Here is a 24828-nt window from a genome sequence, read left to right as displayed (position 1 = left end):
ACTAAGTTGGAGGTGCTCGTACACAGCCCGTGCAGATATCGCACGCCTCACCCAGCTAGGCCTTTAGGAGCAAGTCATGCAAGGTGATCCCGAGGTTCTCAAATTGCTCAACGAGCAATTGACGAGCGAATTGACGGCGATCAACCAGTATTTTCTGCATTCCAAGATGCAGGACAATTGGGGCTTCACCGAATTGGCCGAACACACGCGGAAAGAATCATTCGAAGAAATGGTTCACGCCGAGGAGATCACCGACCGCATCCTGCTCCTGGACGGGCTGCCGAATTATCAGCGGCTGTTCTCCCTGCGGGTCGGACAGACGGTGCGGGAGCAGTTCGAGGCCGACCTGGCGATCGAGTACGAGGTGGTGGCCCGACTCAAGCCGGGCATCATCATGTGCCGGGAGAAGGGCGACTCGACCTCGGCGAACCTGTTCGAGAAGATCCTCGCCGACGAGGAACAGCACGTCGACTACCTCGAGACCCAGCTGGAGCTGATGAACAAGCTCGGCGAGGAGCTGTATCTGGCCCAGTGCGTGTCTCGCCCGCCGTCCTGACGGTTCGGCTCCCACACCCGCGGGAATGACACCTGCCGGACAAGCGTAACTTTCATAGCTCATCTAACGATGTCCTATGCGGAGTTCTCGCTCGACCAGAAAGGCAGGCATGGCGTCCCCTGCAGCGCACCCAGAGACCACCGAGCCGGCGGAACCGGCGCCGGTCAGCCCGCAGCGCCGCAACGTCATCTTCATCGCGGTGGCGCTCGGCATGCTGCTCGCGGCGCTGGATCAAACGATCGTGGCGACCGCGCTGCCGACCGTGGTCGCCGATCTGGGCGGTGCGGGACATCAGTCCTGGGTGGTCACCAGCTACCTGCTGGCCTCGACGATCGTCACCGCGATCGTCGGCAAGCTCGGTGACATGTTCGGCCGCAAGGTGATCTTCGCCGCGGCCATCCTGTTCTTCCTGGCCGGTTCGGTGCTGTGCGGCATCTCCTCGTCGATGGAGATGCTGGTGGCCTCGCGCGCGCTGCAAGGCGTCGGCGGCGGCGCGCTGATGGTCACCGCCGCGGCGCTCATCGGCGAGGTGATCCCGCTGCGCGACCGCGGTCGCTACCAGGGCGCGCTCGGCGCCGTCTTCGGCGTCACCACGGTCATCGGCCCGTTGCTCGGCGGCTACTTCACCGATCACCTGAGCTGGCGCTGGGCGTTCTGGATCAACGTGCCGATCGGGATCGTGGTGCTCCTGGTGGCGCTGACGGCGATCCCGGCGCTGGGCAGGCGCGGCAGGCCCGTCATCGACTACGCCGGCATCGTGCTGATCGGGCTGGGCGCCTCCGGCCTCACACTGGCCACCAGCTGGGGCGGCAGCACCTATGCCTGGTCCTCGCCGACGATCATCGGTCTGTTCGTCGGCTCCGCCGTCGCGCTGGCGTTCTTCGTGCGGGTCGAGATGCGCGCCACCGAGCCGATCCTGCCCATCCGGCTGTTCGCCAGCCCGGTGTTCACCGTGTGCTGCATCCTGTCGTTCATCGTGGGTTTCGCGATGCTCGGCGCGCTGACGTTCCTGCCGACGTTCATGCAGTTCGTCGACGGGGTGTCGGCGACCGAATCCGGCCTGCGCACCCTGCCGATGGTCGGCGGCCTGCTGCTGACCTCGATGGGCAGCGGTGTGCTGGTCAGCCGCACCGGCCGCTACAAGATCTTCCCGGTGGTCGGCACCGCGGTGATGGTGCTGGGCTTCGTGCTGCTGTCGCGGATGGACGCGACGACGCCGATGCTGCAGCAGAGCGCGTACCTGTTCATCCTGGGCACCGGCATCGGCATGTGCATGCAGGTGCTGGTCCTGATCGTGCAGAGCACCGCGAAATTCTCCGATCTCGGTGTCGCCACGTCCGGTGTGACGTTCTTCCGCACCATCGGAAGCTCGTTCGGCGCCGCCATTTTCGGCTCGCTGTTCGCCAACTTCCTGGACGCCCGCATCGCCCCGGCTCTGGCCGCGGGCGGAGCGCCGCCCGAAGCAGCGCAGTCGCCGCAGGTGTTGCACCGCCTTCCGGACGCCGTCGCCGCGCCGATCGTGACCGCCTACGCGGACTCGTTGGGCCTGGTCTTCCTGTGCGCGGCGCCCGTCGCGGCGATCGGTTTCTTCGTAGCGCTGACACTCAAGCAGGTGCCGCTGCAGGAGCTCGAGACGTCCGCGGCACTGGACATGGGAGAGGGCTTCGCGATGCCCTCGAGCGGCACTCCCGAAGAGATGCTGGAGACCGCCGTGGCCCGGATGGTGCGCCAGTCACCCGAGATCAGGTTGCGCAGCATCGCGGGCACCCGCGGATGCGAGTCCGACGTGGCGCTGTTATGGGCGCTGATCCAGATCTACCGGCAGAGCCAGGTGTTCGGCTCGGCGCGACTGAGCGAGATGGCCGAGCGGCTGCGCGTACCGCCGGAGGTGCTCGAGCCGACGTTCGACCGGCTGGCCGCGTCCGGGCACGCGCTGCGCACCGGCGACCAACTGTGGCTGACGCAGTCGGGCGCCCGTCAGGTCGACGCCGCGTCCACGGCACTGGTCAGCCGGATCGTGGCGAAGCTGGAAAGTTCACCGAGTTTCGAGGGCCGTCCGGACCGCGCCGAGGTGGAGGCCGCGCTGGAGAAGATCGCGCAGCGTCTGCTGGTGCAGCGCGACTGGGACGACGAGCGGACGCAACTCGCCACCGCGGCAAGGTGACCCGGCTACGATGCGGGCCATGAGCCGAATCGGAGATTTCGCCGACGACGATGTGACCGGCTTCGCGGTGAAGTCACCCGAGTTGGGCACCGCGATGGCGCAGTTCACCAACGCCGTCTACACCAAGAACCGGCTGCCCATGCGGGTGCGGGAGGCCGCGCGGATCGTGATCGCCTATGCCAACGAGTGCGTGGTGTGCCAGAACACCAGGGACTCCGAGGGCGAGGCCAACGGCATCAGCGAGGAGTTCTACGACTACGCCACGCAGTGGCGCACCTGGCCGGGCTACAGCGATCAGGAGCGCATCGCGATGGAGTATGCGCACCGCTTCGCCACCGATCACACCGGGCTGCGCGACGACGACGACTTCTGGGAGCGGGCCGCGGTCCACTTCGACGACGAGTTGCTCACCGACCTGGCGATCTCCTGCGCCATGTGGGTCGGCATGGGCCGGATGCTGCGCACCCTCGACATCGGTCAGGCCTGCAAGATCACCCTGTAAGGAACCCGGATCGGCTGCAGAATGGCGAGATGGCAGCCAAACCCCTGGCCGCTGCGGCCATCGCCCAGTTGGAGGCCGACGGCGTCGCCACCCTGATCGGCACCGTCGTCAATCCCGCCGGCCTGATCCACGCCAAGACGGTGCCTCTGCGGCGCATGGGATCGTTCGCCGACCCCGGTCTGGGCGCCAGTCCGGTGTGGCACGTGTTCGCCATCGACCAGACCGGCATCGTGTTCAGCGACGCCACCGGCGTCGTCGGCGATCAGCGGATCCGTATCGATCTCGCGGGGTTGCGCATCCTCGGGGACGGATTGGCCTGGGCCCCGGGCTCGTTCTTCGGTCAGGACGGCTCGCCCGATCCGTACTGCACCCGCGGCGCGCTCCACCGGGTGCAGGAGGCCCTTGCCTCGGCCGGGATCGAGGCACTGGTCGGGCATGAGATCGAGTTCGTCCTCGTCGGTCCCGACGGCGCACCGCTGCCCGGGCACCTCTGGGCGCAGTACGGCCTGGCGGGGGTCCTGGAGTTCGAGGGTTTCGTCCGGGACGTGACCGCCGCGGCGACGGCCTCCAGCGTCAGCATCGAGCAGTTCCATCCGGAGTACGGCGTCAACCAGTTCGAGATCTCACTGGCACCACAGCCGCCGGTCATCGCCGCCGATCAGGTCACGCTGATGCGCATCATCGTGGGCCGGATCGCCAGAAAGTACGGCATGCGCGCGAGCCTGTCCCCGGTGCCCTTCGCGGGTAGCGTGGGAAATGGTGCGCACCAGCACTTTTCGCTGAGTCGTGAAGATGGGCCGATGTTCTCCGGTGGCGACGGACCCGCCGGCATGACGGCCGAGGGCGCCTCGGCCGTGGCCGGTGTGCTCGCCGGGCTTACGGACGCCCAGGGTGTGCTGGGCGGCTCGGTGTTGTCCGGAATGCGGATGCAGCCCGGACACTGGGCGGGCGCCTACGCGTGCTGGGGAACCGAGAACCGGGAGGCCGCGGTGCGGTTCCTGACCGGCGGGGAGGCCAACCCGTACGGCGCCAACGTCGAGGTCAAGATCATCGATCCGTCGGCGAACCCGTACCTGGCTTCGGCGGCGATCCTGGGGCTGGCACTCGACGGCATCGAGCGCGGCCTCACCCTGCCCGGGGAGGTGACCGTCGACCCGTCCAGCCTGGCCGGTGACGCGGGTGTGGCCCTGCTGCCCACCGACCAGCCCGAGATCCTCGACGCGCTCGACGGTTCGGCGCGGATGCGCGCCATCCTGGGCGACGCGGTGGTCGATGCCGTCGTCGCGGTGCGGCGCTACGAACAGCGCAACTACGGGCAGCGCAGCGCCGACGAGCTCGCCGACAAGTTCCGGCTCGCCTGGAGCGTGTAGGTGACGGCACTGGTTGAGCACGCCGCGACCGTCCGGCTCGTCGACCACCATGTGCACGGCTGCCGGCTCCGATCCGGCGACCGGTCGTGGTTCGAGAACGCCCTCAACGAGGCGAACCCCGAGCCGGTGGCGGCGTTCGACTCCGCGTTCGACACCCAGCTCGGCTTCGCGGTGCGCGCGCACTGCGCGCCGTTGCTCGGGCTCGACCGGCACGCCGATGCCGACGTGTACTGGGCGGCGCGCTGCGCATTGCCTGAAGATGTTCTGGCGCAACGGTTCCTACGTGCGGCTGGGGTGTCGGATTGGCTGGTGGACACCGGGTTCGCCGGCGGGGTGGCCGATCTGTCAGAGCTGGGCGCCCTCGGCGCCGGGCGGGTGCACGAGATCGTGCGGTTGGAGACGGTCGCCGAGCAGGCCGCCGCAGCGCCGGGGGATTACGCCGCCGCGTTCGACGAGCTGCTCTGGCAGCAGACCGCAACCGCGGTGGGCACCAAGTCGATCCTGGCCTACCGCGGCGGCTTCCTGGGCGAGCTGTCCGACCCGCCCCCGGCGGAGGTGGCCGACGCGGCCGCCCGCTGGCGCGACGCGGGCGGGACCCGGCTGACCGATCGGGTGCTGTTGCGCTTCGGGCTGCACCGGGCGCTGCGACTGGGCAAGCCGCTGCAGTTCCACGTCGGGCTCGGCGACCGCGACTGTGATCTGCACGCCGCCAACCCCGTTCACCTGCTGGACTTTCTGCGAGTCAGCGGGGACACGCCGGTGATGTTGCTGCACTGCTACCCGTATGAACGGGAGGCCGGTTACCTGGCGCAGGCGTTCAACAACGTCTACCTCGACGGCGGATTGTCGATCAACCATCTCGGCGCCCGCTCGGCGGCGTTCGTGGCCCGGCTGCTGGAGCTGGCGCCGTTCCGCAAGATCCTGTACTCGTCGGACGGGTTCGGTCCGGCCGAACTGCACTTCCTCGGCGCCCGGCTGTGGCGCGACGGAATCGCCGCGGTCCTGCAGTCTTTCGTCGACGCCGACGAGTGGAGCCAGAGCGACGCGATCCGGGTGGTCGACTTGATCGCGCACCGCAACGCCGAGCGCGTGTACCACCTGGACCGGCGCTGACCCTTGACAACATACAACCAATTGGTTGTATGTTGTAGGCGTGATCGACCTGGACGACGACCGGACCGACGCGCTGTTCCACGCGCTGGCCGACCGCACCCGCCGCGACATCCTGCGCCGGGTGCTGACGGGGGAGCACTCGGTCTCGTCGCTGGCGTCCAACTACGACATGAGCTTCGCCGCGGTGCAGAAGCACGTCGCCGTACTGGGTAAGGCCGGTCTGATCACCAAGCGGCGCAACGGCCGTGAGCAGTTGGCCAGTGGGGACGTCACCGCCGTGCGGTCGGTGGCGTCTCTGCTGGCCGAGTTGGAACAGATCTGGCGCGGGCGCGTCGCACGCATCGACGAGCTCGTCGCCGCCGACCCGGAAAAGCAGGAGGAACCACCATGCCCGTGACCGACGTCCACCACGACCTCGACACCGCGACGCTGACCATCATCGCCGACTTCGCGGCGCCCGTGGAACGGATCTGGCAGATCTACGCCGATCCGCGTCAGCTCGAAAAGATCTGGGGTCCACCGGAATACCCCGCGACGGTGGTCGACCACGACCTGCGCCCCGGAGGTCGCGTCACCTACTTCATGACCGGCCCGGAGGGCGACAAGCACGCCGGGTACTGGCACGTCACGGCGGTCGACGCGCCTAACCGGTTCGAGTTCGACGACGGGTTCGCCGATCTGAACTTCGATCCGAACCCCGATCTGCCGGTGTCGAAAAACGTGTTCACCTTCACTGCCCATGACGGCGGGACCCGGTCGACGTTCGTGAGCACCTACGCGTCCGCCGAAGCGCTGCAGCAGGTGCTCGACATGGGCGTGATCGAGGGCGCCTCGTCGGCGATCAACCAGATCGACGGCCTGCTCGCCGGCTGACCGTTGCGCCGAAATCGCATTCCACGCGGTCTCATTCGAGAAAGCGCCACGTGGAATGCGATTTCGGCGCAGAACTCAGCGCACCCCGCGGATGAGCCTGCCCGGCCGGGCGCCGGTGTCGACGCCGTGGCGCCGGGTCACCACGCCGCTGACCACGGTCGCGTCGTACCCCGAGGCGCCCTGGATCAGGCGGCGTCCTCCGGCGGGCAGGTCGTAGACCATCCGCGGCACGTCCAGCCGCAGTGCGTCCATGTCGATGACGTTGAGGTCGGCCTTCTTACCGGTCGCGATCACCCCGCGGTCGGACAGCCCGAACAGCGTTGCAGTGTCCAAGGTCTGCTTGCGCACCACGTATTCGAGCGAGAACTTCGGGCCGCGGTGGCGGTCCCGGGCCCAGTGGGTGAGCAGGAACGTGGGGTAGGAGGCGTCGCAGATCAGGCCGCAGTGGGCGCCGCCGTCGGACAACCCCGAGACCGCAGCCGGGCTCTGCATCATCTGATGGATCGCGCTGTGGTCGCCCTCGGCGTAGTTGAAGAACGGCAGCATCAGCATCGCCCCGGCGTCGGCCTCGAGCATCAGGTCGTACATCGTCTCCAGCGGGTTCTGGCCGCGGGCCGCCGCGATGGCCGCCACTGTCCTGTCCGGCGTCGGTTCATAGTCCGGGGGATCGCCGATGGCGTAGATGCGGTCGGTGCTGTACTGCGCCAGCGCGAACAGACCGTCGAGCAGGGCACCGGGCGTCGGAGGCAGATCCTCCTCGGCGAGGATTGCCGCCTTGACCGCCGGGTCGGCCAGCCGCGCCGCGAGTTCGTCGCGGGCCGACCCTGCCGACACCGCACGGAACGTGGGCCGGTGGGTGAAGGCGTGGTAGCCGGGAAAGCCCAGCAGCATGCCGAACGGCCGCGCCGCGAACTGTGCATAGAGTTCGACGCCGTTCTCGTGAGCCTTCTCGGCCCGGTCGAGCTGCTGACGCCACAGATCCGGTGCGTGGGAGGCCTGGATCAGCGTGAACGACACCGGCCGGTCGATGTCCTCGGAAAGCTTTGCCATCCATTCCATCTCACGCATGCACGCGTCGGCCGGACTCTCGCCTGCGGTGCCACCTCGAAGACCGCCCGGCCACCGGCGGCCATGGCACGACCCAGCCCGAACAGCTCGGCCTCGGCGGCGTAGGTACCCGGCACGGCCTGGCCGTCGACCGCGCGGTGCGCCTCGGTGCGCGAGGTCGAGAAGCCCAGCGCGCCGGCCTCGATCGCGTCCTGCACGATGCGCGCCATCGCTGCGATGTCGTCGGCGGTGGCTTCCTCGTTGTTGGCCCCGCGCTCACCCATCGCGTAGCCGCGGACCGCGCCGTGCGCAATCTGGGTTCCGTAATCGACTGCCAAAGTGCGCTTCTCGATCGCGTCAAGGTATTCGGGAAAGCTCTCCCACCGCCAGGTGATGCCTTCGGCCAGCGCGGAGCCCGGGATGTCCTCCACACCTTCCATCAGTTCGATGAGCCACTGCTCGCGGCCGGGACGCACCGGCGCGAACCCGACGCCGCAGTTGCCGCTGACGACCGTGGTGACGCCGTGGCGGCTCGACGGCTCCAGCGTCTCGTCCCAGCTGACCTGCCCGTCGTAGTGGGTGTGCACGTCGACGAAGCCCGGTGCGACGATGCGTCCCGTCGCATCGATCTCGTGTGCTGCTCCGGTCTGCAACCCCGGGTCGTCACCGTCGCGGCGGCGCACCTCGACGATCACGCCGTCCTTGACGCCGATGTCGGCTCGGAACCGGTCGGCGCCCGTGCCGTCCACGACCGTGCCGCCGGTGATCTTCAGATCCAGCATCGATCGCCCCTCACACCAGTCCGGTCGCGTCGAAGACCCACGACATGTCCGCCTCGGCGAAGTCCGCCAACCAGCTCGGCGGGGCATGGTCGGCCAGCGCGGCCATGTCCCAGTAGTCCTTCCACAGCGTGATCGCACCGTCCTGCACGCGGTGCACGCTGACGAACTTCAACAGCGCGAATTCTCCTGTGGCCCAATGCCACTCTTCGCTGTGCTCGTACATCACGTCGACGCCGTCGCTGACCATCAGCCCGGGGAAGTTCCGGTAGGCCGCCAGCGGCTCGATGCCGATCTTCAGCCGTTTGACGATGTCCTCGGGGCCGCGGGCGGCCACGGCCGGGCCGACCGGCACGTCGAGATAGATACACCCGGGGGCGAGGAAGGTCTTGAGCGCATCCCAATCGCGATCCGACAGCGCGGCCCACATGCCGTGCACGGTGGCTTCGACCTCTGCGGTGCGCGCCGCCTGGTCAACCGGCATGCGCCAGCGCCTCTTCCTGTGCGGCCGGTGCGGGCGCCCTGTGCGCTGCGCGCAGGAACCGCCCCGTGCGCCGGGTACCGACCAGGGCGGTGGCTTCACTGTTGAGGAACACCGCGCGGCCCCCGACGAATACGGCGTTGACGGTGTCGTCGTTGCGGTTCACCATCCGCGAGAGCCCGCCGTACTGCGCGACCGGCTCCTCGGCATAACGGTTCAGCGTGTCGTCGAGCTTCGCGGGATCGACGATCACCACGTCGGCACGGTCCCCGAGGCGCAGGTGGCCGGCGTCGATGCGGTACCAGTCGGCGAGTTCACCGGTGAGCCGGTGCACCGCCTGCTCGACGGTCATGAACGGCCGTCCGGTCCGCTCGGCGTCGTGGACGTGACGGAGCAGTCGCAGTCCCATGTTGTAGAACGCCATGTTGCGCAGATGCGCGCCCGCGTCCGAGAAGCCCATCTGGATACCGCCGTCGGCGGCGAGCTTCTTGAGCATCTCCGGCCGGTGATTCGAGATCGTGGTGCGCCACCGCAGCGCCTTGCCGTGCTCGAGCACGAGGTCGAGAAACGCGTCCACCGGGTGCAGGCCGCCGCGGTCACGTCCCACGTCGCCGAACGACTTGCCGACCACCGACGCGTCGGGGCAGGCGACGATCTCGGCGTCGAAGAAGTCGCGGTGCCATACCCGCATGCCGAACTTCGCGTCGTAGTCCTTGCGGAACCGGCGGCGGTAGGCCTCGTCGCGCAGCAGCGCGTTGCGCTCCACCTCGTCGGCGAGGTGCAGCGCCGCCGCACCCGACCCGAACTCCTCGAAGATGACCAGGTCGATGCCGTCGGCATACACCTCGAACGGCACCGGCAGGTGTTGCCAACGGAAATTGCCGCCCAGCCGGTTCACCAGCCGGGCAAGGGGTCCGAGCGTCTTGACCGCCACCGGGTTGGACTTGATGTCGGCCGCCGAGAGCAGGCTCGTCTTGAGCGGGTTGCGGAACAGGCCGAGGGACTGGAAGACCTGCGAGCCCACGTTGACCGGGTTCGTGATGTCCGGTCCGGCCTGCAGCACCCGGCCGGACCGGCGCAGCAGCGATTTCAGCCGGCGCAGTTCGCGGGCGCTGGCATAGGTGGACGGAAGTGTGCGCGACCGGCACACCTGGCCGTCGAGCTTGTCGAAAAGCAGTTGCTGCGAAGACATCCCGACGAACCCCGCACGCAGCGCCTCGGTGAGCATCTGCTCCATCCGTAGCTGTTCACCACTGGTCGGCCGTTCGTCCTTGCGGGTGGCCCGGTCCAACCCCATGACCGCCGTGCGCATGTCGGAATGCCCGAGAAACGCCGCGACATTCGGGCCGAGCGGACGCGATTCCAGTGCCGCGATGTACTCCTCACCGCTCGACCAGTTCTTGTTGCGGTCCACCGCGTCGATCACGTGCTCGCGGGGGATCGCCTCGACCCGGCCGAAGATGTCGCCTGCGTCCACGCCGTCGACGTACACGGTGGACAGCGAGCACGATCCGAGCATCACGGTGGTGACACCGTGCCGCAGCGACTCTGACAGGGCCGGCCCGTCGAGCACCTCGATGTCGTAGTGGGTGTGGATGTCGATCAACCCGGGCAGCACCCACTTGCCGGCCGCATCGATCACCTGCGGGCACCCTGTCTCGTCGAGGTCGTCCTCGCTGATGGCGGCGACGTGCCCGGCCCGGATGCCGAGGGTGCGCACCGCCGAGGGCGCACCGGTGCCATCGAACCACCGGCCGTTGCGGATGATCGTGTCGTAAGTCACAACGCTCATCGAACAGCCCCCGCAGACGGGTGTCAACGAAATCGTGAACAGAATTTTCCGAGTGTCTACTCGCGGTCGCCGAGCTGGCCGAAAGCGCATAATCAGGGCTTGTGACGCCTCTGCAGCGCTACATCGCCGAAGAGATCGCGACCGACCACGTGGACGGTCTGATGTCCCGACGCGAGGCGATGCGCCGGCTGGCACTGCTGGGGGTGAAGCGCCGCGGCGGCCTCGGCGCTGATCGCGGCGTGCGGGGAGAACAGACAGGAGGCCGAGAGCGCGGCGGCGCCCCCCGAGTCCGGCACGCCCCCGGCCACCCCGCCGCCCGGCATGGACCGGGCCCTGCCCACCACGCCGGTCACCTGGGCCGGCCCGCGCGGGGAACTGCAAGGGGCCTGGGCGCCGGTCGGAGGGGACCAGGCGACGGCATCTGACACCACGCCCGGCGCCCGCGGCGGCATCCTGGTCATCCACGAGAACAAGGGGCTCAACGACTGGGTGCGCTCGGTGGCGGGTCGGCTCGCCGGGGCCGGCTATTCCAGCCTGGCCATCGACCTGCTCTCGGAGCAGGGTGGCACCGCGACCTTCGCCGATCCGGCCGAGGCCACCGCCGCGCTGGGCAACCGGCCACCCGAGGACATGGTGGCCGATCTGAAATCCGGGATCGCCGAGGTGGCGCGCCGCACCCCCGGGAAGAACACGGCCGTGATCGGCTTCTGCATGGGAGGTGGGCTGGTGTGGCGACTGCTCGCTGCCGGCTCACCCGAACTGGCGGCGGCCTTTCCGTTCTACGGGCCCACACCTGACAATCCGGACTTCGCCGGGTCGAAAGGCGTGGCCGTTCTGGGCTTCTACGGCGAACTCGACCAGCGCGTCAACGCCACCGAACCGGTCGCCGCTGCCGCGCTGCAGAAGGCCGGCCTGGTTCACGAGCTCGTCACCGAACCGGGCGCCAACCACGCCTTCTTCAACGACACCGGTGACCGCTACGATCCGGCCGCCGCAGCCGACGCCTGGTCACGCACCCTGGACTGGCTGGCCGCCCACGTCGGCTAGCGGCACCGGCACGACACCGCCTGTTCGGCCCGCGGCCGACCTGGCGTTGCTCCCCGAACACCCGTACACGCTCTGATGCAGCCATGCGGGTGGTCCAGGTGGCGAACTTCTACGGTCCACGATCCGGGGGGCTGCGCACCGCGGTGGATCGGCTCGGCGCCGAATACCGCGCGGCCGGGCACACGGTGTTCCTCGTGGTGCCCGGACCCCGGCCGGACCACACCGTCCTGCCCTCCGGTGTGGTCCGAATCGGCGTGCCCGCGCGACTGATCCCCGCCACCGGCGGCTACCGCGCGGTTCACCCGCGGCCGGTGGTCGAGCTGCTGGAGCGGCTGCGACCCGACGCTCTGGAGGTGTCGGACCGGTTGACCCTCAGGTCGCTGGGCACGTGGGGGCGCGGGCGCGGCGTGTCGACAGTGATGATCTCTCACGAACGCCTGGACCGTCTTGTCGGGCAGGCACTTCCGGGCGCTGTCGCGCGGGCGGTGGCCGATGTCGCCAACCGGCGCACCGCGGCCGGTTACGACGCCGTCGTCTGCACGACGGCGTTCGCGCGGGAGGAGTTCGACAGGATCGGCGCGACCAATGTGGTGACGGTGCCGCTGGGCGTCGACCTCGACCAGTTCCACCCGCGCCGGCGCTGCGCCCAGACCCGGCGTCGCTGGGCAGCGCCCGACGAGCTGCTGCTGGTGCACTGCGGACGGTTGTCGGTCGAGAAACAACCACACCGCAGCGTCGACGCTGTTGCCGCGCTGAGGAATCGGGCGTAAATGCCAGACTCGTGGTGGTCGGCGAGGGGCCGCTGCGCGCCCGGCTGCAGCGCAGGGCGGCTCGACTGCCGGTCGAGTTCGCCGGGTTCATCGGCTGCCGCGACACCGTTGCGACGATCATGGCCAGCGCCGACGTCGCCCTGGCTCCCGGGCCGCACGAGACGTTCGGCCTTGCCGCGCTCGAAGCGCTGGCGTGCGGCACGCCCGCAGTGGTGTCCCGCACCTCGGCGCTGGCCGAGATCCTCACCCACGACAGCGGCGCCACCGCCGACAACCACGCCGACGCGATCGCCGCCGCCGTGGGCACCGTGCTGACCCGCCCCGAGCACCTTCGCAGGCACAGCGCACGACGGCGCGCCGAACACTTCACCTGGCCCCGAGCAGCCGCCGGAATGCTGACCGCTCTCGGCGCCGGGTGACCTACGATCCATAGATGTTCCGGACGTTCGCAGCGCTGGCCGCCACCGCGTCGCTGCTTGGATCGACGGTGGCCTCCGCCGCCGCGCAACCCGCTCCCGTCTCTGCCTGCGCCTATGAGCTCAGCTCCCCGGCCGTGGTGAACGTCTCCGGCACCGACATGGTGGCCGCCGCCCTGACAATCGGGGCCTGCGACGGCGCAGTCACCTACGCCACCACCGTCTGTATCCAGATGCAGGGCGACGCCGGACCCGGGCAGTGCGCGCGGGGCTTCGGCCTCGTCCCCGCGCAGGTGTTCTTCCAGCCCTATCGACCGGGGCTCACCTACACCGCCACCGGCCGCGGGTGCGCGTCGAAGGGCAATCCGCCGCAGCAGCACTGCCAGGAGAGCGGTCCGCTCACCGCCACCCTCTGAGCCGGCCCCCGGTTTAGCGCCGGCACCGCCCGGGCACCCGACGAATCAACGGGGCCGTCAGTCGCGGCGTCCCGCGAGCTAAGGAGCCGGGCATGGACACCAACAACGTCGTCTGGATCGTGATTGCCGCCGTGATCGCGATCATCGTCATCGGGGTCATCGTCTTTCTGGCGCGCAAGACCCGAAACCGGCGCCGCGCCGAGGAAGCCGACCGCATCCGCGAGGAGGTCCACCACGACAGCAGGCGTGTGCAGCGGCAGGCCTCGATCGTGGAAGAGACGGAGGCCAAGGCCCGTGCTGCCAAGGCCGAGGCCGAGGCGAAGGCCGCCGAGGCGGCGCGTCTGGCCGACACGGCCGCCAGCCGACGCGACGCGTTGAGCCACTCGCAGGAGCACCTGGACGCTCGCCGCGAGCACGCCGACCAGCTGGACCCGCGGAACACCTCGAACGACAAACTCGACGACACCGCGCGCGATGGAAAGCACTCCGGGACCGCCCAGCAGATGCACCCGGACGTGCGCGGCCGCTAACGGCGCCAGGAAACCGGCAGCCGCTTGATGCCGTGGATGAAGGCCGAGTGCAACCGGTCCGGTTCCGCCACGGCGTGGATGTCGGGCACCATCCGGTGTAGTTCCTCGAATGCGACCGTGATCTCGCGGCGCGCGAGATTGGCGCCCAGACAGAAGTGGGCTCCGCCGCCGCCGAAACCCACATGCGGATTCGGGTTCCTGCCGACGTCGAACAGCCACGGATCCGCGAACTTGGCCTCGTCCCGGTTCGCGGATCCGTACCACAGCGAGACCTTGTCTCCCGCGGCGATTTTCACGTTCCCCATGTCGACGTCGCGGGTGGCGGTGCGCCGCATATAGGCCACGGGGGAGGCCCACCGGACGATCTCCTCTACGGCGGTGGGCGCCATACCGGCGTAATCGGACCACCACCGGTCGCGCTGCTCGGGATAGCGGCTCAGCGCGAGCACGCCGTGGCTGATCGCGTTGCGGGTGGTTTCGTTGCCGGCCACGACCAGCAGGATGAAGAACGACGCGACCTCGGCGGAGGTCAACCGCTCACCGTCGAGCTCGGCGCGGACCAGACTGGTGGTCAGGTCGTCGCCGGGACGGTCCCGGCGATCGTCGGCGAGGGCCGTCGCGTAAGCCCCGATATCCATTGCGACGGAGACGAACTCGTCGAAGTCGGTGGCGATGTCGGGGTCGCCGAACCCGAGGATCACGTTGGTCCAGTGGAAGACCTTCTGGTGGTCCTGCTCGGGGATGCCCATCATGTCGCAGATGATCTGCAGCGGTAGCGGCCCGGCCAGTTCGGCGACGATATCGCCCCGGCCGTCGGGATGGGCGGCCACCATGTCCTCGACGAGGCTGCGGGCCCGCTGCCGCACCGAGTCCTCGATCAGGGCCAGCACTCGCGGGGTGAACGCGCTGCGCACGATGTTGCGCAGCCGGGTGTGGCGGGGGTCATCCATCGCGATCATCGAGCCGAAATACTCGGCCAGCTCAGGGGTTTGATCGCCGACGGTGATCCCCAACGCGGAACTGAAGATCTCCGGATGCCTGCTGGCGAAGAAGACGTCCTCGTGTCGGGTCAGCGCCCAGTGTCCGGCGACTTCGGAGTCGGTGTCGACCACGTAGGCGGAGTGGAACGAGATCGGCGCCTCGCGGCGCAGCGTCGCGAACGCGCCGTCGCGGTAGTCGTCGTCAAGACCCCAGAAATCCCATGACCCCAGATCGATGTCGGCCAGCGGCACCGGGGGCGGTGCCACCCCGTTCGGCCGGATGACCGCCGCGTCGTCGATGCCCAGGCCCATACGGCCCCAGCGTAGCTTCAGGGCAGGCGTTCATGACCCTTTCTGCCGTGCGTGCGCCGTTGTTCCTTCATGCGCGCTTCGTGCGTATGCCGTTCGCCGCCCACCAGTTCGTCGCGGACCCGGCGCACGTGCTCGCCGAACAGCGACCAGTATTCGTCGTCGAACTCCTCGACGATCTGGAAGGTCCACCGCCCGTGGAGCACGTTGCGTCCCACCACGTCGGATTCAAGCCGCTCGGCGATCGCGTCGTGGCCGGCCGCACGCAGCGCCTCCGCACCTTCACCGAGCAGAAGATCGGCCCGGCCGATCAGCTGATGGAACGAGTACAGATGGCCCCGGGCCCGTTCCACGTACTCCAGAGCCTCGCTCACCTTGCCGACGGCATCGACCGTCTCGTCACTCGCGTCAGTCACCGAGGCGAGATACCCGCCGGGAGGCCCCGGCAACCGCGCTCAGTCCGTCCGGTACACGTGGTCGGGGGTCAGTTCGGCGGTGACCGCGGTGGCCAGCAGCGCGCTTGGCTGAGCGCCCCGGAACGCGATGTCGGTGTTGGTCATGATGACCAGTGTGGTCTGCCGTCCGGGCAGGTGCACCGACACGCACTGGTAGCCGGGCACGCTGCCTGCGTAACCCACCCACCCGGCGAAGTTGGACACTCCGAGCCCGTAGCCCTCTGGGGCGGGCCCTCCCGAACCGTCCACCAGCCGCTGCCGCTGCATCGCGGGGCTCAGGAGCGTCCCGTTCGCCAGCGCCGGGGCCCAGATCCGCATGTCGTGCAGTGTGGAGACCATATTGCCGGCGGCCCACGATCGGGACGGATTCCAGTCGGTGGCGGTGGTCTCTCCGTCATCGGGCGTCTGCACGGTGTAGCCGGCGGCATGAGGCCTGGGAAAACTGGCGTCGGTCGGGAAGCTGGTCGCCTCCATACCCAGTGGCGCACTGATGTGCTCGCGGATGTAGTCCGCCAGCGACTGTCCGCTGACCTTCTCCACCACGAGGCCGAGCAGCACGGTGTCGGTGTTGCTGTGGTGGTAGCCGGCACCGGTGGCGAACACCGTCGGTGGGAAGAACGCGAGCTCGAGCAGTTGCGCGGGTGTGAACGCCCGTGCAGGATCGGCGAACGCCGCGGACACGAACTCCGGGTTCGTCGTGTAGTCGGGCAACCCGCTTCGCATCCTGGCGAGCTGGCGCAGCGTGACGGCCTCCCCACCGGGGATGCCGTCGAGGTGTTCGGCGATCGGGTCGTCGAGTCCGAGCTTGCGCTGATCGGCCAGCAGCAGCACCGCGGTGACAGTGAAAGTACGTGTCAAGCTTCCGATCCGGCTGTAGAGATCGGTCTTCATCGGCGCCCGGGTCTTCTTGTCGGCCACTCCGAACGCGCGGACGTAGTCTCCGTCGGGGGTCCAGATCCCGATGATCGCCCCCGGTATGCCGGCCTCGGCCATCACCCGCTCGACCGCACCGTCGAGCCGGTCGGCGAGTGGGGCGGCCATCGTGGCCGCGGTCGCGGTGAGGCCGGGACGCTCCCGGTGCGCCGGGTGCGGCGCCTCTACCGGCTGTGCGCACCCCGCCGCGCCGAGGGCCACGGCGAGCGCAGCGGTGGCGACACGGGTGATCATCGGGCTCAGGGTAGTGGCCGCGACACCGTCGCCGTGCCGGTCAGCGATCGAATTCCGGCTCGTCCTCGGGCACGGGGATGGACTGCTCGATCAGATCCGCCTCGCTGGCCTGCCAGTCGCGCTCGGCGCCGACCCGCTCGGCGTCCGGCCAGGTCTCCTCGTCGACGTCGACGTCGACGGCCGGGGTGAGTTGTTCGACCACGTCGGCCTCGGCGGCGTCTATGAACTGGTCGTTGTCGGGGGTGGTCATCGGCGATCTCTCCCAAGAATGGTCGGGGACTTTCGGGGGACGTTGAGGACATGACGCGCTGCCTCCACGATAGGCGCGTCCGGGCGCCGGCGGATGCCGGACCCGACCCGATTACCCGCTTGCACCCGCCGCACACGGGGGCGGCCCGACAAGATCACCCGCTTTCGTTCCGGTCTTGCTCTGGGGGTGTGGCTGGTGATTCACGGGTCCGTGGGGCTCTCGGGTACGCTACGTAAACTGCGACAACGGGACAGGCCCTCAAGCCCGGTGGGGCCGCCCCACCCGATCAGCTTCTGAGAATCTAAGGGCCTGTATTTTGCCAGAAACCACGAGCGGCTCTTCGGAACTGCAGCCTCACTTCGAGGACGTCCAGTCCCATTACGACCTGTCGGACGATTTCTATCGGCTGTTCCTGGACCCCACCCAGACTTACAGCTGCGCCTACTTCGAGCGCGACGACATGACGCTCGAAGAGGCGCAGCTCGCCAAGATCGACCTGTCGTTGGGCAAGCTCGGCCTCGAACCCGGTATGACGCTTCTCGACATCGGATGCGGGTGGGGTGCGACGCTACTGCGCGCCATCGACAACTACGACGTCAACGTCATCGGCCTGACGCTGAGCCGCAATCAACAGGCGCACGTGCAGAAGCGACTCGATGCGCACCCGAGCCCGCGCAACAAGCGTGTCCTGCTGGCCGGTTGGGAGCAGTTCGACGAGCCCGTCGACCGGATCGTGTCGATCGGGGCGTTCGAGCATTTCGGCCGCGACCGCTACGACGAGTTCTTCAAGAAGGCCTGTCAGGTGCTTCCTGAGAACGGTGTGATGATGCTGCACACCATCATCAAGCCCAGCGACGAGGAGTTCGCCGCGAAAGCGCTGCCGGTGACCATGAAGCTGATCCGGTTCTCGAAGTTCATCATGGACGAGATCTTCCCGGGCGGTGATCTGCCCAAGCCAGAGACCGTCGAGGAGCACGCGACCAAGGCCGGGTTCACGCTGACGCGGCAGCAGCGTCTGCAGCCGCACTACGCCAAGACGCTCGACATCTGGGCCGAGGCGCTGAGCAAGCGGGAAGACGACGCGGTGGCCATCCAGTCCCGCGAGGTCTACGACCGGTACATGAAGTACCTGACCGGCTGCGCGGATCTGTTCCGTGACGGCTACACCGACGTCTGCCAGTTCACTCTGGAGAAGAAGGCCTGATTTCCCGGTAGGAACGCGCCGGCTGGCCCGGCTCGGCTCCCGCCACGTCGCGCCGCCGGGCCGCCATCCCGGCCAGCGCCTCGAACACCACGCGGTGCGCGGCATTGACGGTCAGTTCGGCGTGGTCGTAGGCGGGCGCCACCTCGACCACGTCCACTCCGACGACGTCGTGTTCGCGGCACAACTGCCGCACCATCCGGAGCAGGTCGGCGCTGGTGATGCCACCCGGTTCCGGGGTGCCCGTGCCGGGCGCGTGCGCCGGGTCGAGCACGTCGATGTCGACCGACACATACAACTTCTCGGCCTTGGCCAGCGCCTCGCCCACGGCGTCGGCCATCACCGCTTTGAACCCGCGCTCCCAGATCTCCTGCATCGTGTGCCAGGTCATCCGCTGTTCGAGCATCCACTCGAAGGTGTCCTGCGGCGGCCAGTAGCCGCGCAGACCGACCTGAACGAACTGCGATCCGGGCACCGCGCCCGATTCGATCAGCCGGCGCATCGGGGTGCCGTGGCTGGCCAGGTTGCCTTCGATCTCGTCGGCGGTGTCGGCGTGGGCGTCGAAATGCACGATGCCGACGTTGCCGTAACCGTGGACGTCGGCCACCGCGGTCGCCGCCGGCCAGGTGATCGAGTGATCACCGCCCAGGATCACCGGGACGATGCCGCGGCTGGCCACCGCGTGCACGCGCTCGCGGATGTTGCGGTGGGACACCTCGGTCTGGCCGTGCGGACAGTAGGCGTCACCGAAGTCCACAACCTCCAGCCAGTCAAAGATCTCCAGGCCCAGATCCAAGTGGTAGGTGCCCGGCTCGTAGGCCGTGGCCCGGATCGCCCGCGGCCCGAACCGCGCACCGGGACGGTTGGTGGTCCCGATGTCGAACGGCGCCCCGACGATGGCGGCGTCGGGCTGCCAAGCGTCGAGCTGTTCGGGCTCGGTCAAAAACGGGCGGTGCCCGAAAGAAGCCACGCCCGCGTAGGGCAGATCCAACTGCTCCGCCATCCCCGGCGGGAGCTCACGTCGAGGTCCGTGCTCGTGGCCCATGCGAACGACGCTACCGGTCACTCGCCGCGCTCACATCCAGCGCCGACCGCAGCCTGTCGGGGATCGTCCGCTTGGCCCAATCCGTCGTGGACACCAGCACATAGACGTTGTGTCCCCGCACCGCGACCCGCTCCGCGTCGGTGCCCGAGCGGGCCAGCACGGTGAAGCCGATGGTGAAGCTCGTCGTGCCCACCCGGGTGCAGCGTGCCTCGACCCGCACCTCGTCTCGCCAGCGCACCGGCGCCGCGAAGTCGATCTCGGCGTGCACCACCTGGAAGTCGTACCCGTCGGCGTTCAACGCGGGATAGCCGATGCCGAGCGAGTCGAGCAGCCCGGTGCACGCCTCGTCGAACCACGTCAGGTAATGGCCGTTGAACACCACGCCCTGCTGGTCGATCTCCGCGTAGCGCGGCGCGATCGCCAGCGAGAAGTCCGTCACCCGACTCACCCTAGAGATCGGGGACGGGCGGTATGCAGGACACTGGGATCCATGAAGCTGGTGACGATCGACGATGTCCGGGCGGCGGCTGACCGGGTCCGATCGCATGTGGTGCGTACGCCACTGCTCGCCGCCCGCTGGGGCGACCCGGACCGGCCGCTGTGGATCAAGCCGGAGAACTTGCAGCCCATCGGCGCGTTCAAGGTCCGTGGCGCCTTCAATGCCGTGGCGGCGTTGACGTCGGCCGGCGAAGGCGCCGTCACCGACGTCGTCGCCTATTCCAGCGGCAACCACGCGCAGGCCGTCGCGTACGCCGCGGCGGCGTTCGGGTTGCGGGCCCACATCGTGATGCCGGAGGAGACGCCGACGGTCAAGGTGCAGTCCACCCGTGATCTCGGCGCGCGGGTGGTGTTGTGCGCGGCAGGGCAACGCGAGGCGGTCGCCGAGCAGGTGCGCAGCGACACCGGCGGGGCGATGATCCCGCCGTTCGACCACCCGGATGTGATCGCCGGACAGGGCACGATCGGCCTGGAGATCGCCGAGGACCTGCCGTCGGTGCGCACCGTGCTCGTCCCCGTCAGTGGCGGGGGACTGGCTTCGGGCATCGGCACCGCGATGCGTGCGCTGTGCCCGGACGCCGCGGTCTTCGGGGTCGAGCCCGAGCTCGCCGCCGACACCACCGAGGCATTGCGCCTCGGCCACCGGGTCAACTGGTCGATCGAAGACCGTAACCGCACGATCGCCGACGGGCTGCGGTCGCAGCCCTCGGAGCTGACCTTTGCCCATCTGCAGCAGGTTCTCGACGGGATGCTGACGGTGTCCGAGGACGAGATCCGCGCGGCGGTGCGCGAGTACGCGTACCGCGCGCACCTGGTCAGCGAGCCGAGCGGTGCGGTGCCCCTGGCGGCCTACCGGCAGGGCATGACACCGCCGGGGCCGACCGTGTTGATCCTGTCCGGGGGCAACATCGACGCGCGCATGCTCGCGCAGATTCTCGGCGGGTAGGGTCCACCGGGTTTTCGACTCAGTGGTGTGTGGGCGCGGCGCTGGCGTGCTCCGGCAGCGAAGGACTCGACCCGTCCCGACCCTTCGAGCCCTTCGAGCACGACGAGCGCAGGGCGTACCGGGCAGGTCCGCCGGCCGGCCGTGGCCGGGTCGCGCTGCTCTCCGCGGCTGCTGCCGCTGCCGCAAGTCATATCCTGGCGGGAATGAGCCTCCCCGTCGCCCCCACGCACCCGTCGCTCGTGCGCACCGTTCTCAGGCTGGCGATCGTCGGCTGTGTCGCGGCCGCGCTGCTGCTGGTGGAACTGACCTCCACCCGGGGAGTGGGATGGCGGCTGATCACGTTCACCTACCAGGCCAATCTGCTGGCCGCCGGATACTACCTGTGGACTCTGTGCTCACCGCGGGCCGACAGTCGGATCGGGCTGCGGGGCGCGGTGGTGCTGTATGTCGTCATGGCCGGGGTGATCTGGAACCTCCTGTTGACCGAGCACAGCATGGGGTACACGCCGGCGAACTTCCTCCTGCACGTCGCGGTCCCGGTGCTGGTGCTCGGTGACTGGCTGCTCGTCGGTCGCGGCGCGATCCCGATGGCGTGGTGGCAGCCGGTGGCGTGGCTGACGTATCCGGCGGCATATCTCGCGCTGGCCCTGCTGGTGCTCAACGATGCCGGCCGGCGCCCGCCCTATTACTTCCTCGATCCGGACAGCGTGGGCACCGCCACGGTGGCGATGAACGTCGCCGCGCTGTCGGCGTGCGTGCTCGCACTGGGATACACGCTGCTGGCGCTCAACCGCGCGGCGTCCGAGGCCCGGGCCTGAAACATCGCCGCCTGCGGGACCGATAGAAGGGGAGACAGTTGTCGTTTGCCGAGCTCGTGTTCGGCCGCGGCACCCGCCACGACCAATTAGGATGGCAACGTGCTGAGACGTCGTCTGCAGCAAATGGTGAGCGCGCTCGGGTGCGCTGCGCTGCTCACGGGCGGCTCGCTGCTCGGGCCGCTTCCCGCGGGCAATGCCGGGTCAACCGCCGGAACGCGGGTCGCCGGGGTGACCCCCGCGCCCGGCCAGACCGTCGGCGTCGCGCATCCGGTCACCGTCAGGTTCGCCGGGGAGGTGCCGAACAGGTCGGCCGCGGAACGGTCTGTGGCCGTGGTCCCGGCCGGGTCGCCGGTCCCGGCGTCCGGATCCTTCACCTGGCTCGACGACCGAGTCTTGGAGTGGACACCCACTGACTTCTTCCCCGCCCATACGCCGATCTCGGTCACGGTGGGCGGCTTCACGACGAGCTTCCAGACCGGATCGTCGGTCGTCAGCGTGGCCGACATCGGCGACTACTCGTTCACGGTCAGCATCGACGGTGAGGTGGCGCGCCGGATGCCGGCATCGATGGGCAAATCGAAGTTCCCGACGCCCACCGGCCGGTTCACCGCGCTGGAGAAGCAGCGCAACGTCACCTTCGACTCCCGCACGATCGGCATCCCTCTCGACGATCCCGAGGGCTACCTGATCAAGGGGGAGTACGGCGTCCGGGTGACCTGGGGTGGCGTGTACGTCCACTCCGCACCGTGGTCGGTCGGATCCCAGGGCTATGCGAACGTCAGCCACGGCTGCATCAACCTCAGCCCCGACAACGCCGCGTGGTATTTCGACACCGTCCGGGTCGGCGACCCGATCATCGTGCAGGCCTGAGGATCCCGGTCAGCAGTTGGTCTGAATCCGGAAGTCTGCGGTGACGGCGTCGCTGGGCTTGTCGTCGAACGCCCCGTCGGCCTTTCCGGTGATCGTGTAACGCCCGTTGTTGCCGCTGACCTCCGCCTGGCCGATGTTGTCGCTCCAGAACGTGCCACTGAAACCGCCGACGCCGCGGAATTCGACGGACTCGGCGGTGAGATCGCCGTCGGTCGACAGCACCGCGGTGAAGCCGTTCTCTTCCCCCGGGGTCTCGATGTACCACGACCATCCGGTCTGCCGGCATTGCACGGCCTGCGCGCCGCCGGTGTCGTTGCCGTCGATCGTCACGGTCGCCGTGGTACCGCCCAGGGCCGGCTCGGGTGTCGCGCAGCCGGCCACGCCGAGTACCGCGACGCCGCCGACGACGGTCGCCATGAAGTGTCGAGTCCCCATGGCGCCCGACTCTATTCGCTCGACCGCCCGTTCCCGGCCGGAATGCCGGTGTATTCGGGATTGGGTGGTACCGACAGTGCGATCCCGATGCGGTTGGTGGCGCCGATGAACGCCGCGAGGCATGAACGGGGTGGAGTCAACGCAATGCGGCGGCGGTGGCGTCGTCGGCGGGCAGGAACGCTTCGATGCTCAGCTCGGCCGCCGTGAGGTCGAGGGCGGTGCCGAATGTGGTGACCGTGCTCAGAAACCTCAGCACCCGGCCGTCCGCGGCCTCCAGCTCCAGCGGCACGGCGACGCCGCCGAGGTCGAGGGAGTCCTCGAAACCTCCGGGATAGGACTCGATTTCACACAACAGCTCACCGAGTTCTGCATCTCCGGCGCTGCCGACCTCGCGGCGGAGCCGCTCGACGAGGTGGGTCCGCCACTGCCCGAGGTTGCTTATGCGGGGGGCCAGCCCGCCGGGGTGCAGCGCGATGCGCAGCGCATTGGGCCGCTCGAGCAGCTCCGGCGCCACGCCGTCGAGCAGCACGCCGGCCCCTGCGTTCGCCTGCAGGATCCACCAGCCACGGTCGACCACCACGCACGGGTACGGCTCGTAGGCGGTGAGCACCCTGCGCACCCCGTCCCGCACCGCGACCATCTCGGGCGCGTCCAGAGAGCGCTCGGCGTACACCGGGGCCAGGCCCGCGGCGACGAACAGCCGGTTCTGTTCTCGTTGCGGCACACCGAGAGCCGTGGCCAGCCGCAGCACCATCGCCCGGCTCGGTGAGGAGCGGCCTGTCTCGATGAAGCTGACGTGGCGCGCGGATACGCCGGCGGCCAGCGCGAGATCGAGCTGGCTGAGCCGGCGCCTACGCCGCCATTCACGCATCAGCGCCCCGAACGGAGCCGGCCGCTCGACAGTGGTCACTTCTTCAGTTTGACCGGTGCTGCGCGGCCGGGCCATGACCTCCGAGGTAATTGCGGTGGTTACCTCCCTGGGCGCACGGTGAAGGTAGGCACCCGAGGAGGCGAGCGACATGACAACCGCACACCCGAACGCCGACCCGATTCCCCGGTGGTTGCGCTTCGTGCTGATCTGCGACCGCGCCGGGTCGTCCTGGTACATCGGTACCGGATTCTTCTTCGCGCCGGTGCTGGCGCTGGTGTCTCCGTGGCCGGCACTGACCGCTGCGCTGTGGGTGTTCATCGCGCTGGCCGGGCTGTGGCTGGGCCTGCTCGGTGTCGCGATGGCCACGGGTCTGGCCATGGTGCTCCGCTCCGACGCCGAGATCCCGGAGGACTACTGGCGTTCGCTGCTGGATTACCCGAAGCTCACCCGGTGAGCAGTTGGTGGGCGAGTGTCGCGGCCAGCCAGCTCTCGAAGCGGCTCCCGGACCAGCCATGGCCGGCAACGAGATGACGGTGCATCGCGGGATCGCTGAACAGACACGCCAGATCGATTGCGGCCGAACGACTCAACCCGGCCTGTAGCGCATCCCGCGCGGTCAGCGCATCGACCACCGCACGGGCGCCGGCGCGACGCTGGGCGTGCAGCTTCTCCAACAGCTCCCGCGCGCTGTCGTCCTCCGACGCCGCGGCCTCCAGCGCGGCGAACAGCGCTGAGACCCGCGTGTCGATGTCGGCGATCATCCGTGCCCACGCGGTCAGCAGAGCACGGGCATCGTCCAGCTCCAGCAGCGCGGCCACCTCGGGCCGCTCGGCCAACGGCAGCGGCTCGTCGTCTCCGGCGATGGCGAAGTTCAGTGCCGCCGAGAGTAGTTCGGCTTTGCCGCCGACCGCGGAGAACACCGTCTTACGGCTCACCCCGGCCGCCGTAGCGATCGCGTCGACCGAGGTGCCTCCGTAGCCGGTGGCGACGAACAACTCGGCCGCCGAGGCGACGATCCGGCGCCGGGTGCCGCGCGCCTGCGCGGCGCGCAGATCCGACCGATACCTGCGCTTGACATCCTCACCCATTTGGAGTGACCCTCAGTGTATTCATTACATACGATGCTA

The 24828-nt window shown here is 68.9% G+C and carries 25 protein-coding genes and 4 pseudogenes; 16 read left to right on the top strand and 13 right to left on the bottom strand.

The genetic code is table 11. The annotated features are described in order from the left end of the window. Window positions 1-76 precede the first annotated feature (76 nt). The 7 genes from bfr (at window position 77) to ACXMYJ_RS00515 (ending at window position 6578) form a co-directional block, all read left to right on the top strand. A complete protein-coding gene (gene bfr, locus ACXMYJ_RS00545) occupies window positions 77-556 on the top strand; it encodes a bacterioferritin (protein ID WP_260752758.1) in 480 nt (159 codons plus the stop codon). Window positions 557-665: 109 nt separating this feature from the next. Further along, complete coding sequence (locus ACXMYJ_RS00540; RefSeq protein ID WP_460353199.1) at window positions 666-2720, top strand: MDR family MFS transporter; 2055 nt, start codon at window positions 666-668, stop codon at window positions 2718-2720. A gap of 19 nt (window positions 2721-2739) precedes the next feature. Further along, a complete protein-coding gene (locus ACXMYJ_RS00535; protein WP_260752763.1) occupies window positions 2740-3222 on the top strand; it encodes a carboxymuconolactone decarboxylase family protein in 483 nt (160 codons plus the stop codon). Window positions 3223-3251: 29 nt separating this feature from the next. Beyond that, complete coding sequence (locus ACXMYJ_RS00530) at window positions 3252-4592, top strand: type I glutamate--ammonia ligase (protein WP_460353196.1); 1341 nt, start codon at window positions 3252-3254, stop codon at window positions 4590-4592. Next, window positions 4593-5705, top strand: coding sequence for an amidohydrolase family protein (locus ACXMYJ_RS00525; RefSeq protein ID WP_460353194.1), 1113 nt, complete (start codon window positions 4593-4595; stop codon window positions 5703-5705). A 40-nt stretch (window positions 5706-5745) separates the two neighbouring features. Beyond that, entirely contained in the window at window positions 5746-6102 is a 357-nt protein-coding gene (locus tag ACXMYJ_RS00520; RefSeq protein ID WP_443188190.1) for an ArsR/SmtB family transcription factor, read from the top strand. Beyond that, on the top strand, window positions 6093-6578 hold the full coding sequence (locus tag ACXMYJ_RS00515) for an SRPBCC family protein (RefSeq protein WP_443188189.1): 486 nt from the start codon (window positions 6093-6095) through the stop codon (window positions 6576-6578). Before ACXMYJ_RS00520 ends, ACXMYJ_RS00515 begins: the two co-directional genes overlap by 10 nt. 75 nt (window positions 6579-6653) lie before the next feature. Here ACXMYJ_RS00515 and ACXMYJ_RS00510 read toward each other — a convergent pair. From ACXMYJ_RS00510 to ACXMYJ_RS00500, 3 genes and pseudogenes are all read right to left on the bottom strand, one after another. Continuing rightward, window positions 6654-8407 (bottom strand): annotated as a pseudogene (locus ACXMYJ_RS00510) (N-acyl-D-amino-acid deacylase family protein). Between the two features lie 10 nt (window positions 8408-8417). Next, window positions 8418-8888, bottom strand: coding sequence for a nuclear transport factor 2 family protein (locus ACXMYJ_RS00505; RefSeq protein WP_443188187.1), 471 nt, complete (start codon window positions 8886-8888; stop codon window positions 8418-8420). Then, window positions 8878-10677, bottom strand: coding sequence for an N-acyl-D-amino-acid deacylase family protein (locus ACXMYJ_RS00500; protein WP_460353191.1), 1800 nt, complete (start codon window positions 10675-10677; stop codon window positions 8878-8880). Before ACXMYJ_RS00500 ends, ACXMYJ_RS00505 begins: the two co-directional genes overlap by 11 nt. A gap of 101 nt (window positions 10678-10778) precedes the next feature. On the opposite strand from ACXMYJ_RS00500, the pseudogene ACXMYJ_RS00495 reads away from it, so the two are divergent. The 4 genes and pseudogenes from ACXMYJ_RS00495 to ACXMYJ_RS00480 all read left to right on the top strand — a co-directional run bounded on the left by ACXMYJ_RS00495 (window position 10779) and on the right by ACXMYJ_RS00480 (window position 13856). Next, a pseudogene (locus ACXMYJ_RS00495) lies at window positions 10779-11724 on the top strand (dienelactone hydrolase family protein). 83 nt (window positions 11725-11807) lie between these two features. Next, a pseudogene (locus tag ACXMYJ_RS00490) lies at window positions 11808-12913 on the top strand (glycosyltransferase). 14 nt (window positions 12914-12927) lie between these two features. Continuing rightward, window positions 12928-13326: a hypothetical protein gene (locus tag ACXMYJ_RS00485; protein ID WP_260752781.1), complete on the top strand. Its 399-nt coding sequence runs from the start codon at window positions 12928-12930 to the stop codon at window positions 13324-13326. Between the two features lie 92 nt (window positions 13327-13418). Then, a complete protein-coding gene (locus ACXMYJ_RS00480; RefSeq protein WP_260752784.1) occupies window positions 13419-13856 on the top strand; it encodes a hypothetical protein in 438 nt (145 codons plus the stop codon). Here ACXMYJ_RS00480 and ACXMYJ_RS00475 read toward each other — a convergent pair. Genes ACXMYJ_RS00475 through ACXMYJ_RS00460 form a run of 4 tightly spaced genes read right to left on the bottom strand, consistent with a single transcriptional unit; the run spans window position 13853 to window position 17017 of the window. Further along, window positions 13853-15148, bottom strand: coding sequence for a cytochrome P450 (locus ACXMYJ_RS00475; RefSeq protein ID WP_443188183.1), 1296 nt, complete (start codon window positions 15146-15148; stop codon window positions 13853-13855). The genes ACXMYJ_RS00480 and ACXMYJ_RS00475 overlap by 4 nt on opposite strands. A gap of 17 nt (window positions 15149-15165) precedes the next feature. Beyond that, on the bottom strand, window positions 15166-15561 hold the full coding sequence (locus ACXMYJ_RS00470; protein WP_460353186.1) for a hypothetical protein: 396 nt from the start codon (window positions 15559-15561) through the stop codon (window positions 15166-15168). Between the two features lie 39 nt (window positions 15562-15600). Further along, window positions 15601-16767 (bottom strand): serine hydrolase domain-containing protein, encoded by a 1167-nt coding sequence (locus tag ACXMYJ_RS00465; protein WP_460353184.1) that lies wholly within the window; start codon window positions 16765-16767, stop codon window positions 15601-15603. 40 nt (window positions 16768-16807) lie between these two features. Beyond that, a complete protein-coding gene (locus ACXMYJ_RS00460) occupies window positions 16808-17017 on the bottom strand; it encodes a hypothetical protein (protein WP_460353182.1) in 210 nt (69 codons plus the stop codon). 316 nt (window positions 17018-17333) lie between these two features. Here ACXMYJ_RS00460 and ACXMYJ_RS00455 point away from each other — a divergent pair, with 316 nt between their 5' ends. Beyond that, window positions 17334-18221: a cyclopropane mycolic acid synthase family methyltransferase gene (locus ACXMYJ_RS00455; protein WP_460353179.1), complete on the top strand. Its 888-nt coding sequence runs from the start codon at window positions 17334-17336 to the stop codon at window positions 18219-18221. Here the strand turns inward: ACXMYJ_RS00455 and speB are convergent. Together speB and ACXMYJ_RS00445 are read right to left on the bottom strand one after the other, a co-directional pair. Beyond that, window positions 18199-19221, bottom strand: coding sequence for an agmatinase (speB, locus tag ACXMYJ_RS00450; protein ID WP_396885497.1), 1023 nt, complete (start codon window positions 19219-19221; stop codon window positions 18199-18201). The genes ACXMYJ_RS00455 and speB overlap by 23 nt on opposite strands. Window positions 19222-19273: 52 nt before the next feature. Next, a complete protein-coding gene (locus ACXMYJ_RS00445; RefSeq protein WP_443188179.1) occupies window positions 19274-19702 on the bottom strand; it encodes an acyl-CoA thioesterase in 429 nt (142 codons plus the stop codon). A 51-nt stretch (window positions 19703-19753) separates the two neighbouring features. On the opposite strand from ACXMYJ_RS00445, the gene ACXMYJ_RS00440 reads away from it, so the two are divergent. From ACXMYJ_RS00440 to ACXMYJ_RS00430, 3 genes are all read left to right on the top strand, one after another. Then, window positions 19754-20707 (top strand): threonine ammonia-lyase, encoded by a 954-nt coding sequence (locus tag ACXMYJ_RS00440; protein WP_460353176.1) that lies wholly within the window; start codon window positions 19754-19756, stop codon window positions 20705-20707. A gap of 203 nt (window positions 20708-20910) precedes the next feature. Beyond that, window positions 20911-21525, top strand: a complete 615-nt coding sequence (locus tag ACXMYJ_RS00435; protein WP_260752808.1) for a Pr6Pr family membrane protein — start codon at window positions 20911-20913, stop codon at window positions 21523-21525. Between the two features lie 123 nt (window positions 21526-21648). Beyond that, complete coding sequence (locus ACXMYJ_RS00430) at window positions 21649-22395, top strand: L,D-transpeptidase (protein WP_443188204.1); 747 nt, start codon at window positions 21649-21651, stop codon at window positions 22393-22395. A gap of 9 nt (window positions 22396-22404) precedes the next feature. Here ACXMYJ_RS00430 and ACXMYJ_RS00425 read toward each other — a convergent pair whose 3' ends face one another. From ACXMYJ_RS00425 to ACXMYJ_RS00415, 3 genes and pseudogenes are all read right to left on the bottom strand, one after another. Next, window positions 22405-22830 (bottom strand): lipoprotein LpqH, encoded by a 426-nt coding sequence (locus ACXMYJ_RS00425; protein WP_260752810.1) that lies wholly within the window; start codon window positions 22828-22830, stop codon window positions 22405-22407. An 11-nt stretch (window positions 22831-22841) separates the two neighbouring features. Further along, a pseudogene (locus tag ACXMYJ_RS00420) lies at window positions 22842-22949 on the bottom strand (peroxidase-related enzyme); the annotation flags it as partial. A gap of 17 nt (window positions 22950-22966) precedes the next feature. Next, window positions 22967-23701, bottom strand: a complete 735-nt coding sequence (locus ACXMYJ_RS00415; RefSeq protein WP_460353516.1) for a helix-turn-helix domain-containing protein — start codon at window positions 23699-23701, stop codon at window positions 22967-22969. Between the two features lie 148 nt (window positions 23702-23849). Here ACXMYJ_RS00415 and ACXMYJ_RS00410 point away from each other — a divergent pair, with 148 nt between their 5' ends. Continuing rightward, window positions 23850-24155, top strand: coding sequence for a hypothetical protein (locus ACXMYJ_RS00410; protein ID WP_443188177.1), 306 nt, complete (start codon window positions 23850-23852; stop codon window positions 24153-24155). On the opposite strand, the gene ACXMYJ_RS00405 is transcribed toward ACXMYJ_RS00410, so the two are convergent. Continuing rightward, window positions 24145-24789: a TetR/AcrR family transcriptional regulator gene (locus tag ACXMYJ_RS00405; protein WP_443188176.1), complete on the bottom strand. Its 645-nt coding sequence runs from the start codon at window positions 24787-24789 to the stop codon at window positions 24145-24147. The genes ACXMYJ_RS00410 and ACXMYJ_RS00405 overlap by 11 nt on opposite strands. Between the last annotated feature and the right edge of the window lie 39 nt (window positions 24790-24828).

It is taken from the genome of Mycobacterium sp. ZZG (genome assembly GCF_054786995.1).
This window is presented reverse-complemented; position numbering and strand designations above follow the sequence as displayed.